This is a genomic window from Streptomyces sp. BPTC-684, from assembly GCF_030028635.1.
Taxonomy (GTDB): domain Bacteria; phylum Actinomycetota; class Actinomycetes; order Streptomycetales; family Streptomycetaceae; genus Streptomyces; species Streptomyces noboritoensis.
Map to the genome: position 1 here is coordinate 5,119,787 of NZ_CP124863.1, position 15,729 is coordinate 5,135,515.

The 15,729-nt window shown below is 70.9% G+C and carries 11 protein-coding genes and 9 pseudogenes; 13 read left to right on the plus strand and 7 right to left on the minus strand.

All coding sequences use genetic code 11. The annotated features are described in order from the left end of the window. The first annotated feature begins 41 nt into the window (after positions 1–41). The 3 genes and pseudogenes from QIY60_RS22655 to QIY60_RS22665 all read left to right on the plus strand — a co-directional run bounded on the left by QIY60_RS22655 (position 42) and on the right by QIY60_RS22665 (position 1,924). A pseudogene (locus QIY60_RS22655) lies at positions 42–540 on the plus strand (ATP-binding protein). Between the two features lie 189 nt (positions 541–729). Continuing rightward, positions 730–1,005 carry a hypothetical protein gene (locus QIY60_RS22660; RefSeq protein ID WP_283144095.1) on the plus strand — a complete coding sequence of 92 codons (276 nt, stop codon included), beginning with the start codon at positions 730–732 and terminating at the stop codon, positions 1,003–1,005. 385 nt (positions 1,006–1,390) lie between these two features. After that, entirely contained in the window at positions 1,391–1,924 is a 534-nt protein-coding gene (locus tag QIY60_RS22665; RefSeq protein ID WP_283144096.1) for a hypothetical protein, read from the plus strand. 553 nt (positions 1,925–2,477) lie between these two features. On the opposite strand, the gene QIY60_RS22670 is transcribed toward QIY60_RS22665, so the two are convergent. Next, positions 2,478–2,687 carry a hypothetical protein gene (locus QIY60_RS22670; protein ID WP_283144097.1) on the minus strand — a complete coding sequence of 70 codons (210 nt, stop codon included), beginning with the start codon at positions 2,685–2,687 and terminating at the stop codon, positions 2,478–2,480. 105 nt (positions 2,688–2,792) lie between these two features. On the opposite strand from QIY60_RS22670, the gene QIY60_RS22675 reads away from it, so the two are divergent. The 3 genes from QIY60_RS22675 to QIY60_RS22685 all read left to right on the plus strand — a co-directional run bounded on the left by QIY60_RS22675 (position 2,793) and on the right by QIY60_RS22685 (position 4,575). Further along, positions 2,793–2,939, plus strand: coding sequence for a hypothetical protein (locus QIY60_RS22675; RefSeq protein ID WP_283144098.1), 147 nt, complete (start codon positions 2,793–2,795; stop codon positions 2,937–2,939). Continuing rightward, complete coding sequence (locus QIY60_RS22680) at positions 2,936–4,192, plus strand: restriction endonuclease (protein ID WP_283144099.1); 1,257 nt, start codon at positions 2,936–2,938, stop codon at positions 4,190–4,192. The genes QIY60_RS22675 and QIY60_RS22680 overlap by 4 nt, the downstream gene beginning before the upstream one ends. Before the next feature lie 206 nt (positions 4,193–4,398). After that, positions 4,399–4,575 (plus strand): hypothetical protein, encoded by a 177-nt coding sequence (locus tag QIY60_RS22685; protein WP_283144100.1) that lies wholly within the window; start codon positions 4,399–4,401, stop codon positions 4,573–4,575. A 1,226-nt stretch (positions 4,576–5,801) separates the two neighbouring features. Here the strand turns inward: QIY60_RS22685 and QIY60_RS22690 are convergent. Further along, on the minus strand, positions 5,802–6,239 hold the full coding sequence (locus tag QIY60_RS22690; protein WP_283144101.1) for a hypothetical protein: 438 nt from the start codon (positions 6,237–6,239) through the stop codon (positions 5,802–5,804). Then, positions 6,236–6,541, minus strand: coding sequence for a hypothetical protein (locus QIY60_RS22695; protein ID WP_283144102.1), 306 nt, complete (start codon positions 6,539–6,541; stop codon positions 6,236–6,238). The genes QIY60_RS22690 and QIY60_RS22695 overlap by 4 nt, the downstream gene beginning before the upstream one ends. A gap of 272 nt (positions 6,542–6,813) precedes the next feature. Here QIY60_RS22695 and QIY60_RS22700 point away from each other — a divergent pair, with 272 nt between their 5' ends. The 3 genes and pseudogenes from QIY60_RS22700 (at position 6,814) to QIY60_RS22710 (ending at position 9,047) form a co-directional block, all read left to right on the plus strand. Continuing rightward, on the plus strand, positions 6,814–7,527 hold the full coding sequence (locus QIY60_RS22700) for a beta-ketoacyl-ACP reductase (RefSeq protein WP_283144103.1): 714 nt from the start codon (positions 6,814–6,816) through the stop codon (positions 7,525–7,527). A gap of 4 nt (positions 7,528–7,531) precedes the next feature. After that, positions 7,532–8,298, plus strand: a pseudogene (fabI, locus tag QIY60_RS22705) (enoyl-ACP reductase FabI). Positions 8,299–8,661: 363 nt separating this feature from the next. After that, positions 8,662–9,047, plus strand: a pseudogene (locus tag QIY60_RS22710) (hypothetical protein). A gap of 95 nt (positions 9,048–9,142) precedes the next feature. Here the strand turns inward: QIY60_RS22710 and QIY60_RS22715 are convergent. After that, positions 9,143–9,800: pseudogene (locus QIY60_RS22715) on the minus strand (FadR/GntR family transcriptional regulator). A gap of 91 nt (positions 9,801–9,891) precedes the next feature. Here QIY60_RS22715 and QIY60_RS22720 point away from each other — a divergent pair. The 4 genes and pseudogenes from QIY60_RS22720 to QIY60_RS22735 all read left to right on the plus strand — a co-directional run bounded on the left by QIY60_RS22720 (position 9,892) and on the right by QIY60_RS22735 (position 12,274). Further along, positions 9,892–11,187, plus strand: a pseudogene (locus QIY60_RS22720) (MFS transporter). 4 nt (positions 11,188–11,191) lie between these two features. Further along, positions 11,192–11,305: pseudogene (locus QIY60_RS22725) on the plus strand (SGM_5486 family transporter-associated protein); the annotation flags it as partial. Between the two features lie 168 nt (positions 11,306–11,473). After that, complete coding sequence (locus tag QIY60_RS22730; RefSeq protein WP_283144104.1) at positions 11,474–11,680, plus strand: hypothetical protein; 207 nt, start codon at positions 11,474–11,476, stop codon at positions 11,678–11,680. Between the two features lie 77 nt (positions 11,681–11,757). Further along, positions 11,758–12,274 (plus strand): annotated as a pseudogene (locus QIY60_RS22735) (histidine phosphatase family protein). Positions 12,275–12,355: 81 nt separating this feature from the next. Here QIY60_RS22735 and serB read toward each other — a convergent pair. The 3 genes and pseudogenes from serB to QIY60_RS22755 form a co-directional block, all read right to left on the minus strand. After that, positions 12,356–12,952: a phosphoserine phosphatase SerB gene (gene serB / locus QIY60_RS32790; protein WP_349253940.1), complete on the minus strand. Its 597-nt coding sequence runs from the start codon at positions 12,950–12,952 to the stop codon at positions 12,356–12,358. 164 nt (positions 12,953–13,116) lie between these two features. Next, positions 13,117–13,581, minus strand: a pseudogene (locus tag QIY60_RS32795) (ACT domain-containing protein); the annotation flags it as partial. A gap of 238 nt (positions 13,582–13,819) precedes the next feature. Then, positions 13,820–15,445, minus strand: a pseudogene (locus tag QIY60_RS22755) (streptophobe family protein). Between the last annotated feature and the right edge of the window lie 284 nt (positions 15,446–15,729).

The window sequence follows — 15,729 nt, forward strand, 5'->3', positions numbered from 1 at the left end:
GTGCCTGTTCGTGAGGTGCGCAGGGTCGGAACGCTGGGCGTATGCCAGCATCACAGGCCCAAGAGGCCGCTACCGTAAGTGTGTTCGTTCAGCGGTTCTCCGCGACCCGGCGCGGGGCGCGGCTCGCACGCCGACTGGCCACGCTCCGGCTCGACCTGTGGGGCGTGCCGTACGGTGGTCCGGCCTCTGACACCGTGCCCCTCCTCGTCGCCGAGCTCGCCTCGAACGCCGCCCTGCACGGGCGGGTCCCCGGGCGGGACTCGAGTTCCGCCTCCAGTACGACGGCGCCACCGGTGTCGTACGCGTCGAGGTGTCTGACACGCATCCCGAGCGACCGAATCCACCCATGCCCGGAGCGGGGTCCGCGAAGGCGGCCGGGGCCTGCTCCTCGTCGAGGCCCTGGCGTCACGCTGGGGCGTGGACGAGCGGCAGGGGCCGGGCAAGACCGTGTGGGCGGAGTACACGGTGCAACGGGAAGCGCCGCGTGTGCCGGAGGCGGAGCTGATGCCGCAAAGGCCGCTCGACGACCCACTGAGATAGGCGGGTTGGAAGCTACGGCATATGTCAGGGGTACGGGGTAGGCTTGCGAAATCACGTCGTGTTGACGGGAGCGAACGCCCGGTCATCACGGGGGATATCGGTTGGCCTCGTCCGATCGGCCATCCGTTCCGGAGTCGCCCGGTCCCATGTTCGTACGGACGGCGCCGTCATGCCCGTACCCTGCGAGGAATGGACGCCGTGCCCAGCATCACCACCGTCGTAGCCCGTGCCCTGCACAGCGCCGCCACCGTCCTGGAACGGGACGCACTCCAGGACGGCCTGGTGTTCAGGGAGCTGTGGGAGCGGGTCCTCGTCGAGGAACCGCGTCTGGAGGCGGACTGGGCGCAGGCGGTTTACCAGGCGCCGCAGGAGAACAACACGCCCTTCAAGGACTACGTGAACCGGTCCGCGACCAACCTTGGCCGGGCGGGTTGGCTGTACCGAGGACGCGCCGCTGGCAGTTGACCGGAATCGGCCACGACGCCCTGCGTCGCTTGCCGGACCCCGTGGACTTCTACCTTGAGGGCGTCGGCTCTACAGGCAGTGGAGTCGGGAGCAGAACCTCTACTCCGGGCGCTGACCGCGCTGGAAAAGCTTCCCGACGGGGATCGTGGGTCTCGCTGAAGGATCTGGCCGAAGCGTTCAGCGTCGAGCCCGACGTCCTGGGGCGGATGCTGCGAGGTATGCGCCCACTGGGCTGGTACCTGGCCCTCGGCGAGGACGGTCAGGTCGGCGCGGACTTCCCCTGCTGCCCCACGAGCGAGAGACATGGCGTGGTCTCCTCGACGAGGAGGGCTCTCGACGCGGGCGCAGCAGCCTGGACACCGTCCGCGCCCTGCCGGAGCGGCGGATGCCGGTGTGGGACGCGCTGCTGGCGGCCAAGCAGCCAGCCGATGAGGCGGAGGCCGATCGGGAACCGCCCCGCCAGTTGTGGATCATCCGGGGCACGGACGCCAAGACCGCCGTCCCCCTCATTCGGGGGCCCTGGCGCGACCGTTCAGTGGTCACTCTTGCCACGGGATTCCAGCCCCTGACCGTGGGAGCCCACGACCCGGAGAGCGTGCGCAGGGCCGTCGACACCGCGCTCCCCACCACCTCGCCCGCCCGCCGGGAGAGCGTCGCCCGCGAGCTGGACGCCTTCCTCAACCGGATGCGCGAGGGCGACATCGTGCTGTCCACCGACGGCTTCGAGACGTACGTCGGTGTCGTGAGCGGCCCTGCCGCCCACGGGACGGAGCAGTTGGAACGGCCCGTCGAGTGGCGCAACCTGAACAAGCCCCTGGACTTCCTCAAGGACCTGCCCTCCGACTCTCCGGAGTGGTCCAGGACGCGGACTCCCAACTCTTCGAGGCCACCGAGTACGCCGAGACCGTACTCGCCCTGATCGGGGACATGCCACGCACTGCCCCCGTACCCGATGGCCCTGCGGAACTTCCCGACGCCACACCTGAGCTGGCCGCGAAGCTCCACATGCCCGACACGTCCTGGCTCCAGGACTGCGTCGAACTCCTCCGAGCCACACCGCAGTTGATCTTCCATGGCCCACCTGGCACCGGCAAGACGTACACCGCCCTTGCCCTCGCCCGGCATCTGGCAGGCGCCTCCAGCGCCACCAACGTGCGCCTCGTCCAGTTCCACCCCGCCTACGCCTACGAGGACTTCTTCGAGGGCATCCGCCCCCGCCTGGGCAACAAGCAGGGCGGCGGAACCGATGGCGGGCTCGGCTACGACCTCGTGCGGGGCCCACTGCGCAAGCTCGCCGACGAAGCGGAACGGCGTCCGGCCGAGGCGTTCGTGCTCGTCATCGACGAGATAAACCGTGGCCATCTCGCCAAGATCTTCGGCGAGTTGTACTTCCTCCTGGAGTATCGCACCGAGCGTGTCCACCTCCTCTACGGATCCGACGACGGCCGTGGCTTCCGCTTGCCACCCAACCTCTACATCCTCGGCACCATGAACACCGTCGACCGCTCGGTGGCGTACATGGACGCGGCCATGCGCCGCCGCTTCTCCTTCATGGAACTCCACCCCGACACACCGCCGGTAAACGGAGTGCTGGGCTCGTGGCTGCGGAAGCAGGCGGAGGAACGAGGCGAGGATCCGGCCGCGTACGACGACTCGTACGTCCGCCTCCTCGACGAGATCAACCGCCTCCTTGCCGACGGCAGCCCCGGCGACCGCTCCTTCCGCGTCGGCCCCTCGTACTTCATGCAGGACCTCGCGCACGCAGGCGACGGCGCCCTCGAACGTCTGTGGAAGACGCAGATCATCCGCTCCTCACCGAACACCACTGGGGCGACGGCACCGACGTGGAAGAGGTCTACGGCCTCGCCGGCCTGCGTGAACGGCTCGACATCCTGCCGCCCTCGCGCGACGGCTCCGGCTCCGAGGACTCGTGAACGGCCGACGCACCCAGCCCCGCGACTGCCGGGACACGGCGGCGCCCATCCGGCTCCCGGAAGGCGGCGGCTGGACCACATGGGAGCTCACCCCAGCCCAGGTGGCGACGCTCGCCGCCCACGACGACCTGCTCCAGATGCACCCGGAGACCGCCACCCGCTGGCGACTGAAGGCCAAGGACCGCGTCGGCTCCGTGCGTCTTGGTGTGGGAGCGGGCACCCTCCAGCTCACCATCACCCCCAAGGTCCCCGTCGACCGACTCCTCCACCTCGTCTCGTACGCTCCCGAACGCGTCACCTTCGACCCGCGCCCCGTCACCGCCGACCTGCGCCCCGACCTCCTCCCGGCACTCGCGCGCGCCTTCGTCTCCGCCGCCGACCGCGCCCTGCTGCACGGCGTCCTCCACGACTACCGGGAGACGTACGACACGCTGCCCGTCGTCCGCGGCCGCATCCGCCACGCCGACCAGCTTCGCCGCAGGCCAGGCGTCCCCGTGCCGCTGGAAGTCGTCTACGACGACCACACGCCCGACATACCGGAGAACCGCCTTCTCCTCGCCGCCGCCCGCCGCCTCCTGCGCGTCCCCGGCCTTGAACCTGGGCCGCGCTCCGAGCTCCAGCGACTCACCGCCTGCCTGGACGGGGTCCGGCTCCTGCCCGCCGGAGCCGGCGCGCCCTGCTGGACCCCCGACCGACGTAACGCCCGCTACGCGCACGCCCTCGTGCTCGCCGAACTCGTCCTGCGCGGCGCCTCGTACGAACTTGACGGCCGCGAGATCGCCGTCGACGGGATGCTCGTGACCATGTGGCGCCTCTTCGAGGCCTACCTCGCCCGCGCCGTCGGTGAGGCGCTGCGCCTGCGCGTCGGAGGCAGGCCCGAGGCACAGGACCGCAGCTTCTTTCTCGACGCCGCAGGCAGACACGTACTCAAGCCGGACCTTGTGCACTACCTGCCGTCCACGCGCGACGGAGTACTGCGACAGGCCGTCGTCCTCGACGCCAAGTTCAAGACCAAGCCGCAGCGGGACGACCTTTACCAGATGACGGCGTACTGCGTACGCCTCGGCCTTGCCGAGGGCCATCTCGTCTATGCCTCGGGCAGGCCGGGAGTCGTGGAGGTACCGGTGGGGGAGAGGCGGCTGAGGATCTGGCGGCATGTCGTTGATCTTGCACGCCCCTGGCGGGCTCTGGCAGCGGACATCGCGGAACTCGCGGCGGCGGTCGACGCCGCGCGGTCTGCAGGCGCCGCATGACGGGCGGTGCGGGTGCCCGGGCTGACGAGGGCCACTTGGACCGGTCATCCCGCAGAGTGCCCGGCGGCTCCAACTCCCGTCGCACTACGGTGAATCCATGTCCAGCAAGCACCGTACTGGCAGTAAGAACAGCAAGAGGAAAACGGAGAGGAACAAGCGGATCCCCGCTCACAGTCGCACGGGCGGCTGAGGAGTTCGAGAAGCTCGTGGAGCAGTCTCCCGAGGACCGCGAGGAGTTCCTGCTGGAAGCCGCAGCCGAGTGGAGCGCGGCGGGTGAGCACGGCCACGCGCTCACCCTGTACGAGCGGCTGGAACGGAACGCGACGGCGGCGGCCGAGTGGTTCACGGCGGATATCACGCGCTCGGCGCTGGTACGCCGGTGACGCCGGACGTGATCGAGGGCGGCCCGGCAGCCTTACGGCGTCGAGACGCTCATCATCGGGCGCCATTGGGTGCGACGCCTGCTCGGAGAGCCGCACGACGACTGGGACGAAGCCGCCGACGCCGTGCACGAGCCGCGTGGGTCTGGGCCTCTCGGCCGCGTGCGGCCGCTGGACGAGCTGCATGACTCGGCTCCGGTTCAAGCGGCTGAAGGAGGACGGTCCCGCCCGCGGCCCTGGAAGCCGAGATCTAGGGGCTGGCGGACGAACGGCTGAGCGAGGGCCGAGCCGGGCGCGCCGACCCGTACAAGACGTCCGTCCTGTACTGGCCGCCGGAGAAATTCCCCAGGCTGCCGGAGCGCCGGTCGAAGGCCGCGGCCGCTTACGGCAGCGACCGCTCCGACCACATGAGGCGGGTCGAACGCACTCTGCGGGAGCTGTCGGCGCAGGGCGTCACACACCTGATGGTTGGCCGGGCGACGGTGAGCGGCCTGGAGGTGCATGCGGAGGACAGTGGTGGATCCCCCGACGCGGCAGACACCTGGTCCGCGTACGCGGTCGAGCTCGCCCGCAGGGGCAGGCCCACGATTGGCCCTGCCCCGCAACGCCCCTCGCTTGTGTGGTTCGGGTGTGCGGTTCGGGACGGGAGTACAAGAAGTGCTGCGGGAACCCCGCGCTGGCGTGAAGGGGCGGAAAATCCTTGGCGATGTGGATTCCGTTGTCAGGCACAGGCACCATTCATACCGGCTGTCCGGATGCTCGACGCGGGTCAGGAGGCTGGACTGCGGCCCCGCCACGACCCCGGCACCAGCCCCTGGCCCGAGTGGCCCGCCGGCACCGCTGGCCCCGATGGTCGGCCGACCGGCACAGCCGAAGAAAGCGACCCGATCAAGGAGGCCAAGAGGGCATCGCAGGCTGACCAGTTGGGTGGCGGCCTGTTCGGGCCTGCGCACGCTGGACAAGAGCGGACGCCATCCGAACCTCTGGGCGGCTGCCACTCGCCTACTCAGAGTTCGCCAGCGAACACGCCCGCCCGGAACGCCGTCCAATCCGACGCGGTGAACCGCAACTGACCGTCGAGGCGGCCGGACCACGGCGGGGACGGTAGGAGCGCCGGTGATTGTCGGTCGGCTGCAGGGAGGAACTGGCCAAGGAGGTGCATATCCTCGTCGCCCATACGCAGGACGGCGACATCGTGGTGTGCACCGACTGCGCCAAGAGCCCGGGCATCAGCCGCACATCGGGCAAGGTCGAGTGGGCAACCTCGACGACCCGCTCGACATCCTCAAGAACCTCGGCGACGCGTTGCTCGGCCGACTCTCTGTCGCGCCCGTACTTCGAGTCAGTAGTTGGATCAGGAGGCGGGTGTGGACTGACCAGAGATTGACCCTCTTGAGGTAAACACGCTTTCTGTGGGGGATCGTCTGATACCACAGCATCAGGTGTTCATCCTCGTAGGTCCTCAGACGCATGGGGTTGAGGTCGTCTGCCAGGCTCCCGTCCTTGGGATCGAGCCCCAGTGCGGCCAGATCGGTCAGACCGGCGGCGATTCTCTCCACCTCATCCCTGAGATCGTCGGGCATGTCACCGAGTACCCACTCCGCACTCGGGTCGTACTCGAAGGCCCAGCCGCTCTCGTCCTCCATGCCTTCGCCGCGCTTGGTCACAGGCCGATCTCTTGCTGTGCTTCGGCCAGGATCCGGCTGGTGGTGTCCATTGCCGCGCGAAACTGTTCCTCCGTGGCCCCGGGGTCTCCGGCGCGGCGCTCGGCGTCGTGCAGCGCCGCCGCCCGTGCGGGCCAGCGTTCAACAGCCACGAACGTCGCCCACTTGATAAGGAAGAAGCGCAGCGGGTTGACCGACTGGGTCTGAACCGCTCGGTCGAAGGCATCGGCGCACTCGCGGTCGAACTCGGCCAGGTGCGAAAGGCTGATTCTTCTGACGGCTTCACGCACGCTGTCCCTGGTCATCGCTGGTTGTGGGATCAGAGGTCCATCGTGTTCCGTGTATTGCACAGTCATGCCCAGAACCCTTCCAGGAGGCCGAGGAGCACCAGTCTCGCAGAGAGGTGTGACAGGGGTTCCGGGTTCCGTGCGGCTGGTGGAGGAGGGGCTGGGAGTGGGGACTTCTGTAGGGACCCCACAGCGCATCCCGTACGCCACTGTCACAGGTCGATTCCTCGTACAACGGCCGGTACCGATAGTTTGCGGAAGTACGAAACCGCTATCGAAAGGGTGATCCGTTGAGCCGCTCGGTTCTCGTCACCGGAGGAAACCGGGGCATCGGCCTCGCCATCGCCCGCGCTTTCGCCTCCATGGGCGACAAGGTCGCGATCACCTACCGCTCCGGAGAGCCGGACGCCCTCCAGGAGGAGGGGTTCCTCGCCGTCAAGTGCGACATCACCGACGCCGAGCAGGTGGAGCAGGCCTACAAGCAGATCGAGGAGGCCCACGGGCCCGTCGAGGTGCTCGTCGCCAACGCCGGGGTCACCAAGGACCAGCTGCTGATGCGGATGTCCGAGGAGGACTTCACCTCGGTCCTGGACACCAACCTCACCGGCACCTTCCGGGTCGTGAAGCGCGCCAACCGCGGCATGCTGCGCGCCAAGAAGGGCCGGGTCGTCCTGATCTCGTCCGTGGTCGGTCTGATGGGCTCGCCCGGCCAGGCCAACTACGCGGCCTCCAGGCCGGTCTCGTCGGGTTCGCCCGCTCCTGCGCGCGAGCTGGGCTCCCGCAACATCACTTTCAACGTCGTCGCACCCGGTTTTGTCGACACCGACATGACCAAGGTGCTCACCGACGAGCAGCGCACCTCGATCCTTTCCGGGGTGCCGCTGGGCCGCTACGCGCAGCCCGAGGAGATCGCGGCCGCGGTCCGCTTCCTCGCCTCGGACGACGCCTCGTACATCACTGGTGCCGTCATCCCGGTTGACGGCGGATTGGGCATGGGTCACTGATCACATGAGCGGAATTCTCGACGGTAAGCGCGTCCTGATCACGGGTGTGCTGATGGAGTCCTCCATCGCCTTCCACGCCGCGAAGCTGGCCCAGGAGCAGGGCGCCGAGGTCATCCTCACGGCCTTCCCGCGGCCCACGCTCACCGAGCGCATCGCCAAGAAGCTCCCGAAGCCCGCCAAGGTCATCGAGCTCGACGTGACCAACCAGGAGCACCTGGACCGGCTCGCGGGCCTGGTCAAGGACGAGCTCGGCAGCCTCGACGGCGTCGTCCACTCCATCGGCTTCGCCCCGCAGGACGCCCTCGGCGGCAACTTCCTCAACACCCCTTCGAGTCGGTCGCGACGGCGATGCACGTCTCGGCGTTCTCGCTGAAGTCGCTGACCATGGCCTGCCGCCTGCTGATGAGCTCCGGCGGCGCGGTCGTCGGTCTGACCTTCGACGCGCAGTTCGCCTGGCCGCAGTACGACTGGATGGGCCCGGCGAAGGCCGCCCTGGAGGCGACCTCCCGCTACCTCGCCCGCGACCTGGGCAAGGAGGGCATCCGCTGCAACCTGGTCTCGGCGGGCCTGATCGGCTCGATGGCCGCGAAGTCCATCCCGGGCTTCACGGACCTGGCGGACGTGTGGAACACCCGCTCCCCGCTGGAGTGGAACATGGCCGACCCCGAGCCGACCGGCCGCGCCATCGTGGCCCTGCTCTCGGACTGGTTCCCGAAGACGACGGGCGAGATCGTCCACGTCGATGGTGGCGTGCACATGATGGGCGCGTAGGACGCCCGACGGCGTCATGAACGGTGTGCGACGCCCGGTTCTCCAGGGGGCACCGGGGAGCCGCCCCGGTCCACCGGACGGAGTCCGGTGCAGCCCACGAAGCCTGTGAGGCCCCTCGGGGCCGAGCAGTGCAAGCAGGGCGTTGAAAAGGGGTCGACGGGCGAGATCGTCCACGTCGATGGTGGCGTGCACATGATGGGGGCCTGAGCCTTCTGCTTTACGGGGCCTGAGCCTCTCGCTTTCCACGGCCGCCCTCCCTCCGCTCGCGCGGACGGAGGGCGGCCGTCGTGCGTGTCGCGCCAACTCCCCGCAGACTGATCGAAGCGGACAAGTCGGGCAGTCGGCCGGGGAGGAGGTGGGCCTGTGCGGCCCTTGCGTACGGCCCAGCGCCGAGCCGTCGCCCTGGCGGCGCTGCTGCTCACGGCCCTCGCCGGACTCGCCCTTCCCTCGGTCGTCCGGGCCGCCACCGCCGACGACCCCGCCCCGGCCGCGCCGCCCGAGCCCTTCGGGGCCGACTGCACACCTCGGTGCGGGGCTCGCACGTCATCGCGTACTGCCACAACCCGTACCCCGAAACCGACCGGGTGCGGCTGCACACCGAGTGCGCCCGCTGGTGGGACATCGATGCCGACGCGGCCCCGGTGGAGGTCGGGCCGGCGCCGACCGTACGGCTCACCGACCGCTGCTGGAAAGAGGTGCGGGCGGTGTGGGTCACCCATGAGAAGCCGGTAGCGCCGGTCCGGCGCTAGGGCGGGCGCCCCCGGGGCGCGGGGAACTGCGCGACCAGCCACAGACAACCCGCAGCCGAAAGCCCCCGCGCAGCGAAGCACTCAGATGCGTTCGCTCAGGCAGACGAACGCTGGCCCGCAGCCTCCGCGGCAGCGGATTCCGCGTCGCCCGCCCGGATCGCCTCGACGAGGCGGGCGTGGTCCAAGGGTTCTCCGGCCGCAGCTCGCGGCCCACGTCGTCGCGGAGCCAGTCGCGCAGCAGATCGCCGAGGTCGGCGTAGAGCTCGGTCAGGACGTCGTTGTGCGAGGCCGCGACGATCGCCAGGTGCAGCGTGGCGTCGGCGGCCACGAACGCCTCCGCGTCGCCCGACTCCCGGCCTCCTCGCGCCGCGCGAGCAGCGCATCCAGCTGGGCCAGGTCACGTGCCGTACGCCGTTCGGCCGCGAGGCGGGCCGCCGACGACTCCAGGGTGGAGCGCAGTTCCGCCACATGGCGGGGATCGGCGTCGGCGAAGCGCCGGTGCATCACGCCCGCCAGCTCGCTCGTCGCGACCACGTACGTGCCCGAGCCCTGGCGGATGTCGAGCAGCCCGTTGTGCGCGAGCGCCCGGACCGCCTCGCGGACCGTGTTGCGCGCCACCCCCAGCTGCTCGACCAGCTCGGGTTCGGTGGGGATGCGCGATCCCACCGGCCACTCGCCCGAGGTGATCTGGTTGCGCAACTGCGCGATCACCTGGTCGGCGAGGGCGGACCGCCGGGGAGAGCTCAGCGCCATGCCGCCCCTTGTGTTCGTGGCCGTGCTGGTCACGGCCTTGGCCGCCCAAGCGATTGGACAACCAATCATCCCATGATTCTATGATGGTGCCATGGCCGACGACGAGACCCGCACCCTGAGCCCCGCGCCGGGCACCACGCCCAACACCTCCATTGAAGCCCCCGCGGGCCCGCGCACGGACGACCGGGCGTGGACCACCCGCCTGGTGCTCGTCGGCCTCGTCCTCGCCGCGCTCAACCTGCGCCCCGCCATCACCAGCCTCGGCGCGCTCTTCGAAGAGGTGCGCGACGGACTGCACATGAGCGGCAGCGTCGCCGGTGTCCTCACCTCCGTACCGCCGCTCTGCTTCGCCGTCTTCGGCGTCTTCGCCCCCGCCTCGCCCGCCGCTTCGGCCCCGCCGCCGTCGTCTGCGCGGGCATGGCCGCGATCGCCGCGGGCCTGCTGCTGCGGCCGTTCGCCGGCGGCACCCGGGCTTCCTCGCGGCCAGCGCGCTCGCCCTGATGGGCATAGCCGTCAGCAACGTGCTGATGCCGGTGATCGTCAAGCGGTACTTCCCGGACCGCGTCGGCTCCATGACCGGCCTGTACTCGATGGCCCTCGCGGCGGCACCGCCCTGGCCGCCGCCGCCACCGTCCCGGTCACCGATGTCCTCGGCGGCAGCTGGCGCACCGGCCTGAGCATGTGGGCGCTGCTCGCCGCCGTCGCCGTACTGCCGTGGCTGCTGCTCGTCCGCGACCGCACCGGCCGGCCGGCCGGACAGCCCTCGGCCGTACGGGAGGACGCGGAGGCCCCCGCCTTCAAGATCACCCGCAGCCGTACCGCCTGGGCGCTCGCCTGCTTCTTCGGCCTCCAGGCCACCGCCGCGTACATCACGATGGGCTGGATGCCGCAGATCTTCCGGGACGCCGGGGTGTCCGCCGGGACCGCGGGCGTCCTGCTCGCGGTGACCATGGTGATGGGCGTGCCGCTCGCGTTCGTCATCCCGCGCGTCGCCACCTGGATGCGCAACCAGGGCCCGATCGTCGCCGTCCTCGGCGCCTGCGGCCTCGCCGGCTACGCGGGCCTCTACTTCGCCCCGGCCGCCGGAGCCTGGGCCTGGGCGCTGCTCCTCGGCATCTCCAACTGCGCCTTCCCGCTCGCCCTCACCATGATCGGGATGCGCACCCGCACCGGCACCGGCGTGGTGCGGCTCTCCGCCTTCGCCCAGTCCACCGGGTACCTCATCTCCATCCCCGGCCCCACCCTGGTCGGCGCCCTCTACGACAGCAGCGGCGGCTGGGGCCTGCCGATCGCGCTGATGGCGGGCCTGATGGTGCTGCAGATCGCCGTCGGTTCGCTGGCGGGCCGGGACCGGACGGTGGAGGACGAAGCGGGGATGCGAGACTGAGCGCATGCCCGTGCTCGACCCGAACCCCCAGAACGGTCAGAAGAAGCTCCTCATCGTGCTCGGCGCGATGCTGGCGATCACCGTGGTCATCGCCGTGATCGCGACGATCGCCTCACCCCGACCTGCGCCGACGCGCCCCATGGTGGTGCTGGCCCCCTGACCCCTAGGGAAAAGCCCCGGGGTAAGTGGGTGGGTCACCCGATGGGCTCAGGGCTCCTCCTTCCGTAGGTTCGAAGTACGTCAGCGAGACCACGTACTTCACCTTTGCGGATTTACGGAGGCGGCCATGTCGGCCCGTACGCACACCCGGTCCACCCAGCCGGCCACCGGCCGCGCCGACTTCCGGCTCCCCTGGTGGGGCGTCGCGCTCCCCACCGTCGCCTTCGTCGTGCTGCTCGTGCTCATCACGGGCTCGCACGACGCCGAGGCCGCGTCCGGGGACCCCGCTATCAGCCACCTCATGGACCGCATTCAGCACTCGCTGTCCCGGTGAACACCCTTGTCAACCCTGGCGCGAGAGCTCACCGGGAGCCTGCGCCCGATGGCGTGATTCGTGCGAAGCTGTTGGGCATGAGCGTCGACACACCCCGCAGGATCGTCCTCCTCCGGCATGCGAAAGCCGACTGGCCCCAGGTGTCCGACCACGACCGGCCGCTCGCCGACCGCGGCCGCACGGACGCCCTGGTGGCCGGGCGCAGGCTCGCCGAGACCGGAATCGCCCTCGACCTGACTTCTGCTCGACCGCGGCCCGTACCCGCGAGACCTGGAAACTGGCCGTGCAGGAACTGCCGCACCGCCCCAGGACCGTGTACGAGGAGCGGCTGTACGAGGCCTCGCTCGGCGAGCTGCTCGCCCTCCTGAACGAGACGCCGGACGACGTCGACAACGTCCTCCTGGTCGGCCACAACCCGGGATGCACGCGCTCGCCGACGCGCTGGCGGGCGAGGTCGAGGGCGACGTGCTGCCGAGGATGAACCGCAGCGGCTTCCCGACGGCCGCGTTCGCGGTGGTGGCGTTCACCGGCTCGTGGAAGACGGTGGAGCACGGCGTGGGCAGGCTGACGGACTTCTGGGCGCCGCACGAGTGAGTCGTACAGCGAAAGGGGCCCCGGAGGGGCAACGCCTCCGGGCCTTCGCTTGCGTTCGTGACTATGCGCTTACGTACGTGACTAGTGGGGCAGGTCCACGAAGCCGTCGGCGGCCTCGACCTCTTCGCGGGTGATGCCGAGGAGGTAGAGGACGGTGTCCAGGAACGGCACGTTCACGGCGGTGTCGGCGGCCCGGCGGACCACCGGCTTGGCGTTGAACGCGACGCCCAGACCGGCCGCGTTGAGCATGTCGAGGTCGTTGGCCCCGTCGCCGATCGCCACGGTCTGGTCGAGCGGGACGCCCGCCTCCGCCGCGAACTCGCGCAGCAGCCGAGCCTTCCCGGCCCGGTCCACGACGGCCCTGGTGACGCGCCCGGTGAGCTTGCCGTCGACGATCTCCAGGGTGTTGGCGGAGGCGAAGTCCAGCCCGAGCCGCTCCCGCAGATCATCGGTGACCTGGGTGAACCCACCGGAGACGACGCCCACTTGGTAACCGAGCCGCTTGAGCGTACGGATCAGGGTGCGGGCGCCGGGGTGAGCCGCACCTCGGCGCGGACCTTGTCCACGACGGACGCGTCGAGCCCCGCGAGCAGCGCCACGCGCGCGTGCAGCGACTGCTCGAAGTCGAGCTCGCCCTGCATCGCCTGGGCGGTGACCTCGGCGACCTTGTCCTCGCACCCGGCGTGCGCGGCGAAGAGCTCGATGACCTCGTCCTGGATGAGCGTGGAGTCCACGTCCATGACGACCAGCCGCTGGGCGCGGCGGTGCAGCCCCGCCGAGACGACGGCGACGTCCACGCCGAGGGCCGCGGCCTCGGTGGCGAGCGCGGTGCGCAGGGGTTCGGTCTCGGTGCCGGAGACGGCGAACTCGACGGCCGTCACGGGGTACTTGGCGAGCCGGAAGATACGGTCGATGTTGCCGCCGGTCGCGGTGATCCGGGCCGCTATGGCCGCCGTGGACTCGGCGGTGAGCGGGTGCCTGAGCACGGTGACGTGCGAACGCCCGCTGCCGCGCGGCCGGTTGTCGCCGGTGCCGGAGATGATCTCGGCCTGGAGCCGCAGCGACTCCGCCCAGCTGTGCACGGTGGCGCGCAGCTCGCCCTCCGTGCTCACGGTCGGCTCGGTGACGAGCGCGCACAGGACGATACGGCCACGGGTGACGACCTGCTCGATGTCGACGACGTCGACGGAGTAGGCGGCGAGGGTGTCGAAGAGCCCGGCGGTGATGCCCGGCCGGTCCTTCCCGAAGATCTTGACGAGCAGGGTCGGCGTGTCCGCGCCGGGGGGGCGCGTCGCCGCTGTGACCAGCGGGGCGAGGGGGCTGAGAAGCGCTCATGGTGCTTCCACCGTATAGGCCCACCGGCGGCGCCCGACGCCCTGTCCCGCCCACCGGACAGCTGCGCCCCCGCAGGAACCGAAGATGACAGCGGAGCGAAACCTGCTGGTCACTCAGGGGTGAAGTGGAAGTCGGCCGGGATTCGTCTGCGGACCGTGCTGGGCTGGTCGCGCGGTTCCCCGCGCCCCTGAAAGCGCCCCTGCGGGGCGCTCAGGGGATTGCCGCGCAGTGGCATTCAAGGGGCGCGGGAACCGCGCGACCAGCCACACACGGTCCGCAGACGAACGGGATCCGGGGCGTAGCCCCGAAAGGCGGGGTGCAGGGGCCGCAGGCCCGCGACGGGGTCCGGGGCCGCAGCCCCCGGGAAAGCCGCCTCCACCCCCACCCACCCCCGGAGGGCTGGGGGGTGGAGGGGCCCACCCCGGCCCCCTTCCCCCGCAGATACGGATTCGTCTCATCCCGCGAAGGCCGATATACCGGCGACGGCGGGTAGGGACCCGCCCGCCCGTACACCTCCTCCGCAGAAGGCCCACCCGGCCCCGGCCCGGGCGGGGCGGGCCAGCGGGGCCGCCCGACGCCCCGCGGCCCCGACCCCGTACGCCAACAGCCCCCCCAGGCCCCCCGCCAACGCCCCCACCCCGCCCCCAGCACCAGCGCAAGCCCCGCGTTCCCGTGCAGCTCCACCCCCGCCCCGAACGCGTTGAACCCCAGCACGGACAGCGACGCGTCCGCGGACACCCCGTCAGCCACACCAGAAGCGGCAGCGCGACCGCGGTCGCCACCCCCAGCCCCACCGCGCACCGCCCCGAGAACGCGCCCGCCGACAACCCCGCACCGGCGTGCGCGCCGCCGCGAGCACCCCCGCGTACAGCATCATCACGCCCGTGGCGACCGCCAACAGCCAGACGCGCCCGTCCAGTTCGGCCAGCCGCCCCAGGCTCACGCTCTGGTCGTTCTTGAAGCCGAGCAGCTTGTCCAGCGGATCCGGCAGCACCTGCACCAGCGCCCCGCGGCATGGCCGCTCCACGGGACGAACAGGCCGAGCGGAAGCGCCAGCCACACCCTGCTCGGCGCGCCGAGCAGCGCGGCGCCCGCGATGCGCCCGGGATGCCCGTCGCCCACCATCGCGTACGCCGCCGCCGCGAGCCCCGCCACGACCGCCACCAGGGCCACCGCGACCAGCGCCGACGCGGCCGGCCGCACGACCCGGTGCACCCACTCCCAGCCGCGCGGCAGCGGCGAGCGCCGCGAGGCGAGCAGCGCGATCAGCAGCACCCCGAGCACCCAGAACACCGCGCCTGCCAGCGAGTCCGCCGTGTTCACGGTGAAGCCGACCTGCGCCTTGGCGTCGGCGAGCTTGCCGAGCCGGTCCGGCAGCAGCCCGCCGATGTCCCCGAGGTCACCCAGGTCGCCGAGCCTGGGATCGACACCCCGCCGCTGCCCGGCGACTTCCCCGTGTCGAGGCCGAGCGACCCCCGTCGATGGTGACCAGGTCGTGGCCGGCCCAGGCGAGCCCCGCCACCACCCCGACGAACAGCACCACGACCCCGCCCGCCCGCGCCGCGAGCTCCGCGCCGGGCGGCACCGCGCCCGCCGCCCGCAGTGAGCGCAGGAAGAAGAAGGCGAGCAGCACCGCCCCGGCGAGCGACACCCCCAGTGGCGTGATCTCGACGGCCGCTTCGCCTGCGCACCCGTCAGACCGAACGCCGAGACGTCGCCCGACGGGGTGACCGAGCCGCCCGCCCCGAGCACCACCACGGTCGCCGTCATCGGCCCCAGCGCCCCGGCCGCGTCGGCGCCGAGCAGATGCAGCCCGAGGGCCGCCGTGCCCGCCATCGCGACCAGCGCCCAGCTGACCGAGGCGATGGAAGCCAGCAGGACATCGGCCCAGGGAATGGGGCCGGGCGCCCCTCGGGCCTCGTCGCACCCGGGGTCCCGAGCGCCCCGGAACCCTCTTTCCGCCCCTGTCGCCCATGCTCATCAGGCCCCCGGGATTGGTCCCACTTGTCCCATTCGCTCACGATCCGTGCGCAGTCATGGGTGCTTACTACTTTCCGGGCGCGTTTCTCCTGAGTCAACGGCGCACGTACACGGCTGCTGCTCGACTGCAACAGGTCTGT

What these genes read in the sequence shown, in the direction of transcription:
- QIY60_RS22660 (WP_283144095.1), top strand. Translation starts at nt 730, where the DNA reads ATGGACGCCGTGCCCAGCATCACCACCGTCGTAGCCCGTGCCCTGCAC.
- QIY60_RS22665 (WP_283144096.1), top strand. Translation starts at nt 1,391, where the DNA reads ATGCCGGTGTGGGACGCGCTGCTGGCGGCCAAGCAGCCAGCCGATGAG.
- QIY60_RS22695 (WP_283144102.1), bottom strand. Translation starts at nt 6,541, where the DNA reads ATGACCAGGGACAGCGTGCGTGAAGCCGTCAGAAGAATCAGCCTTTCG.
- QIY60_RS22730 (WP_283144104.1), top strand. Translation starts at nt 11,474, where the DNA reads ATGTCGGCCCGTACGCACACCCGGTCCACCCAGCCGGCCACCGGCCGC.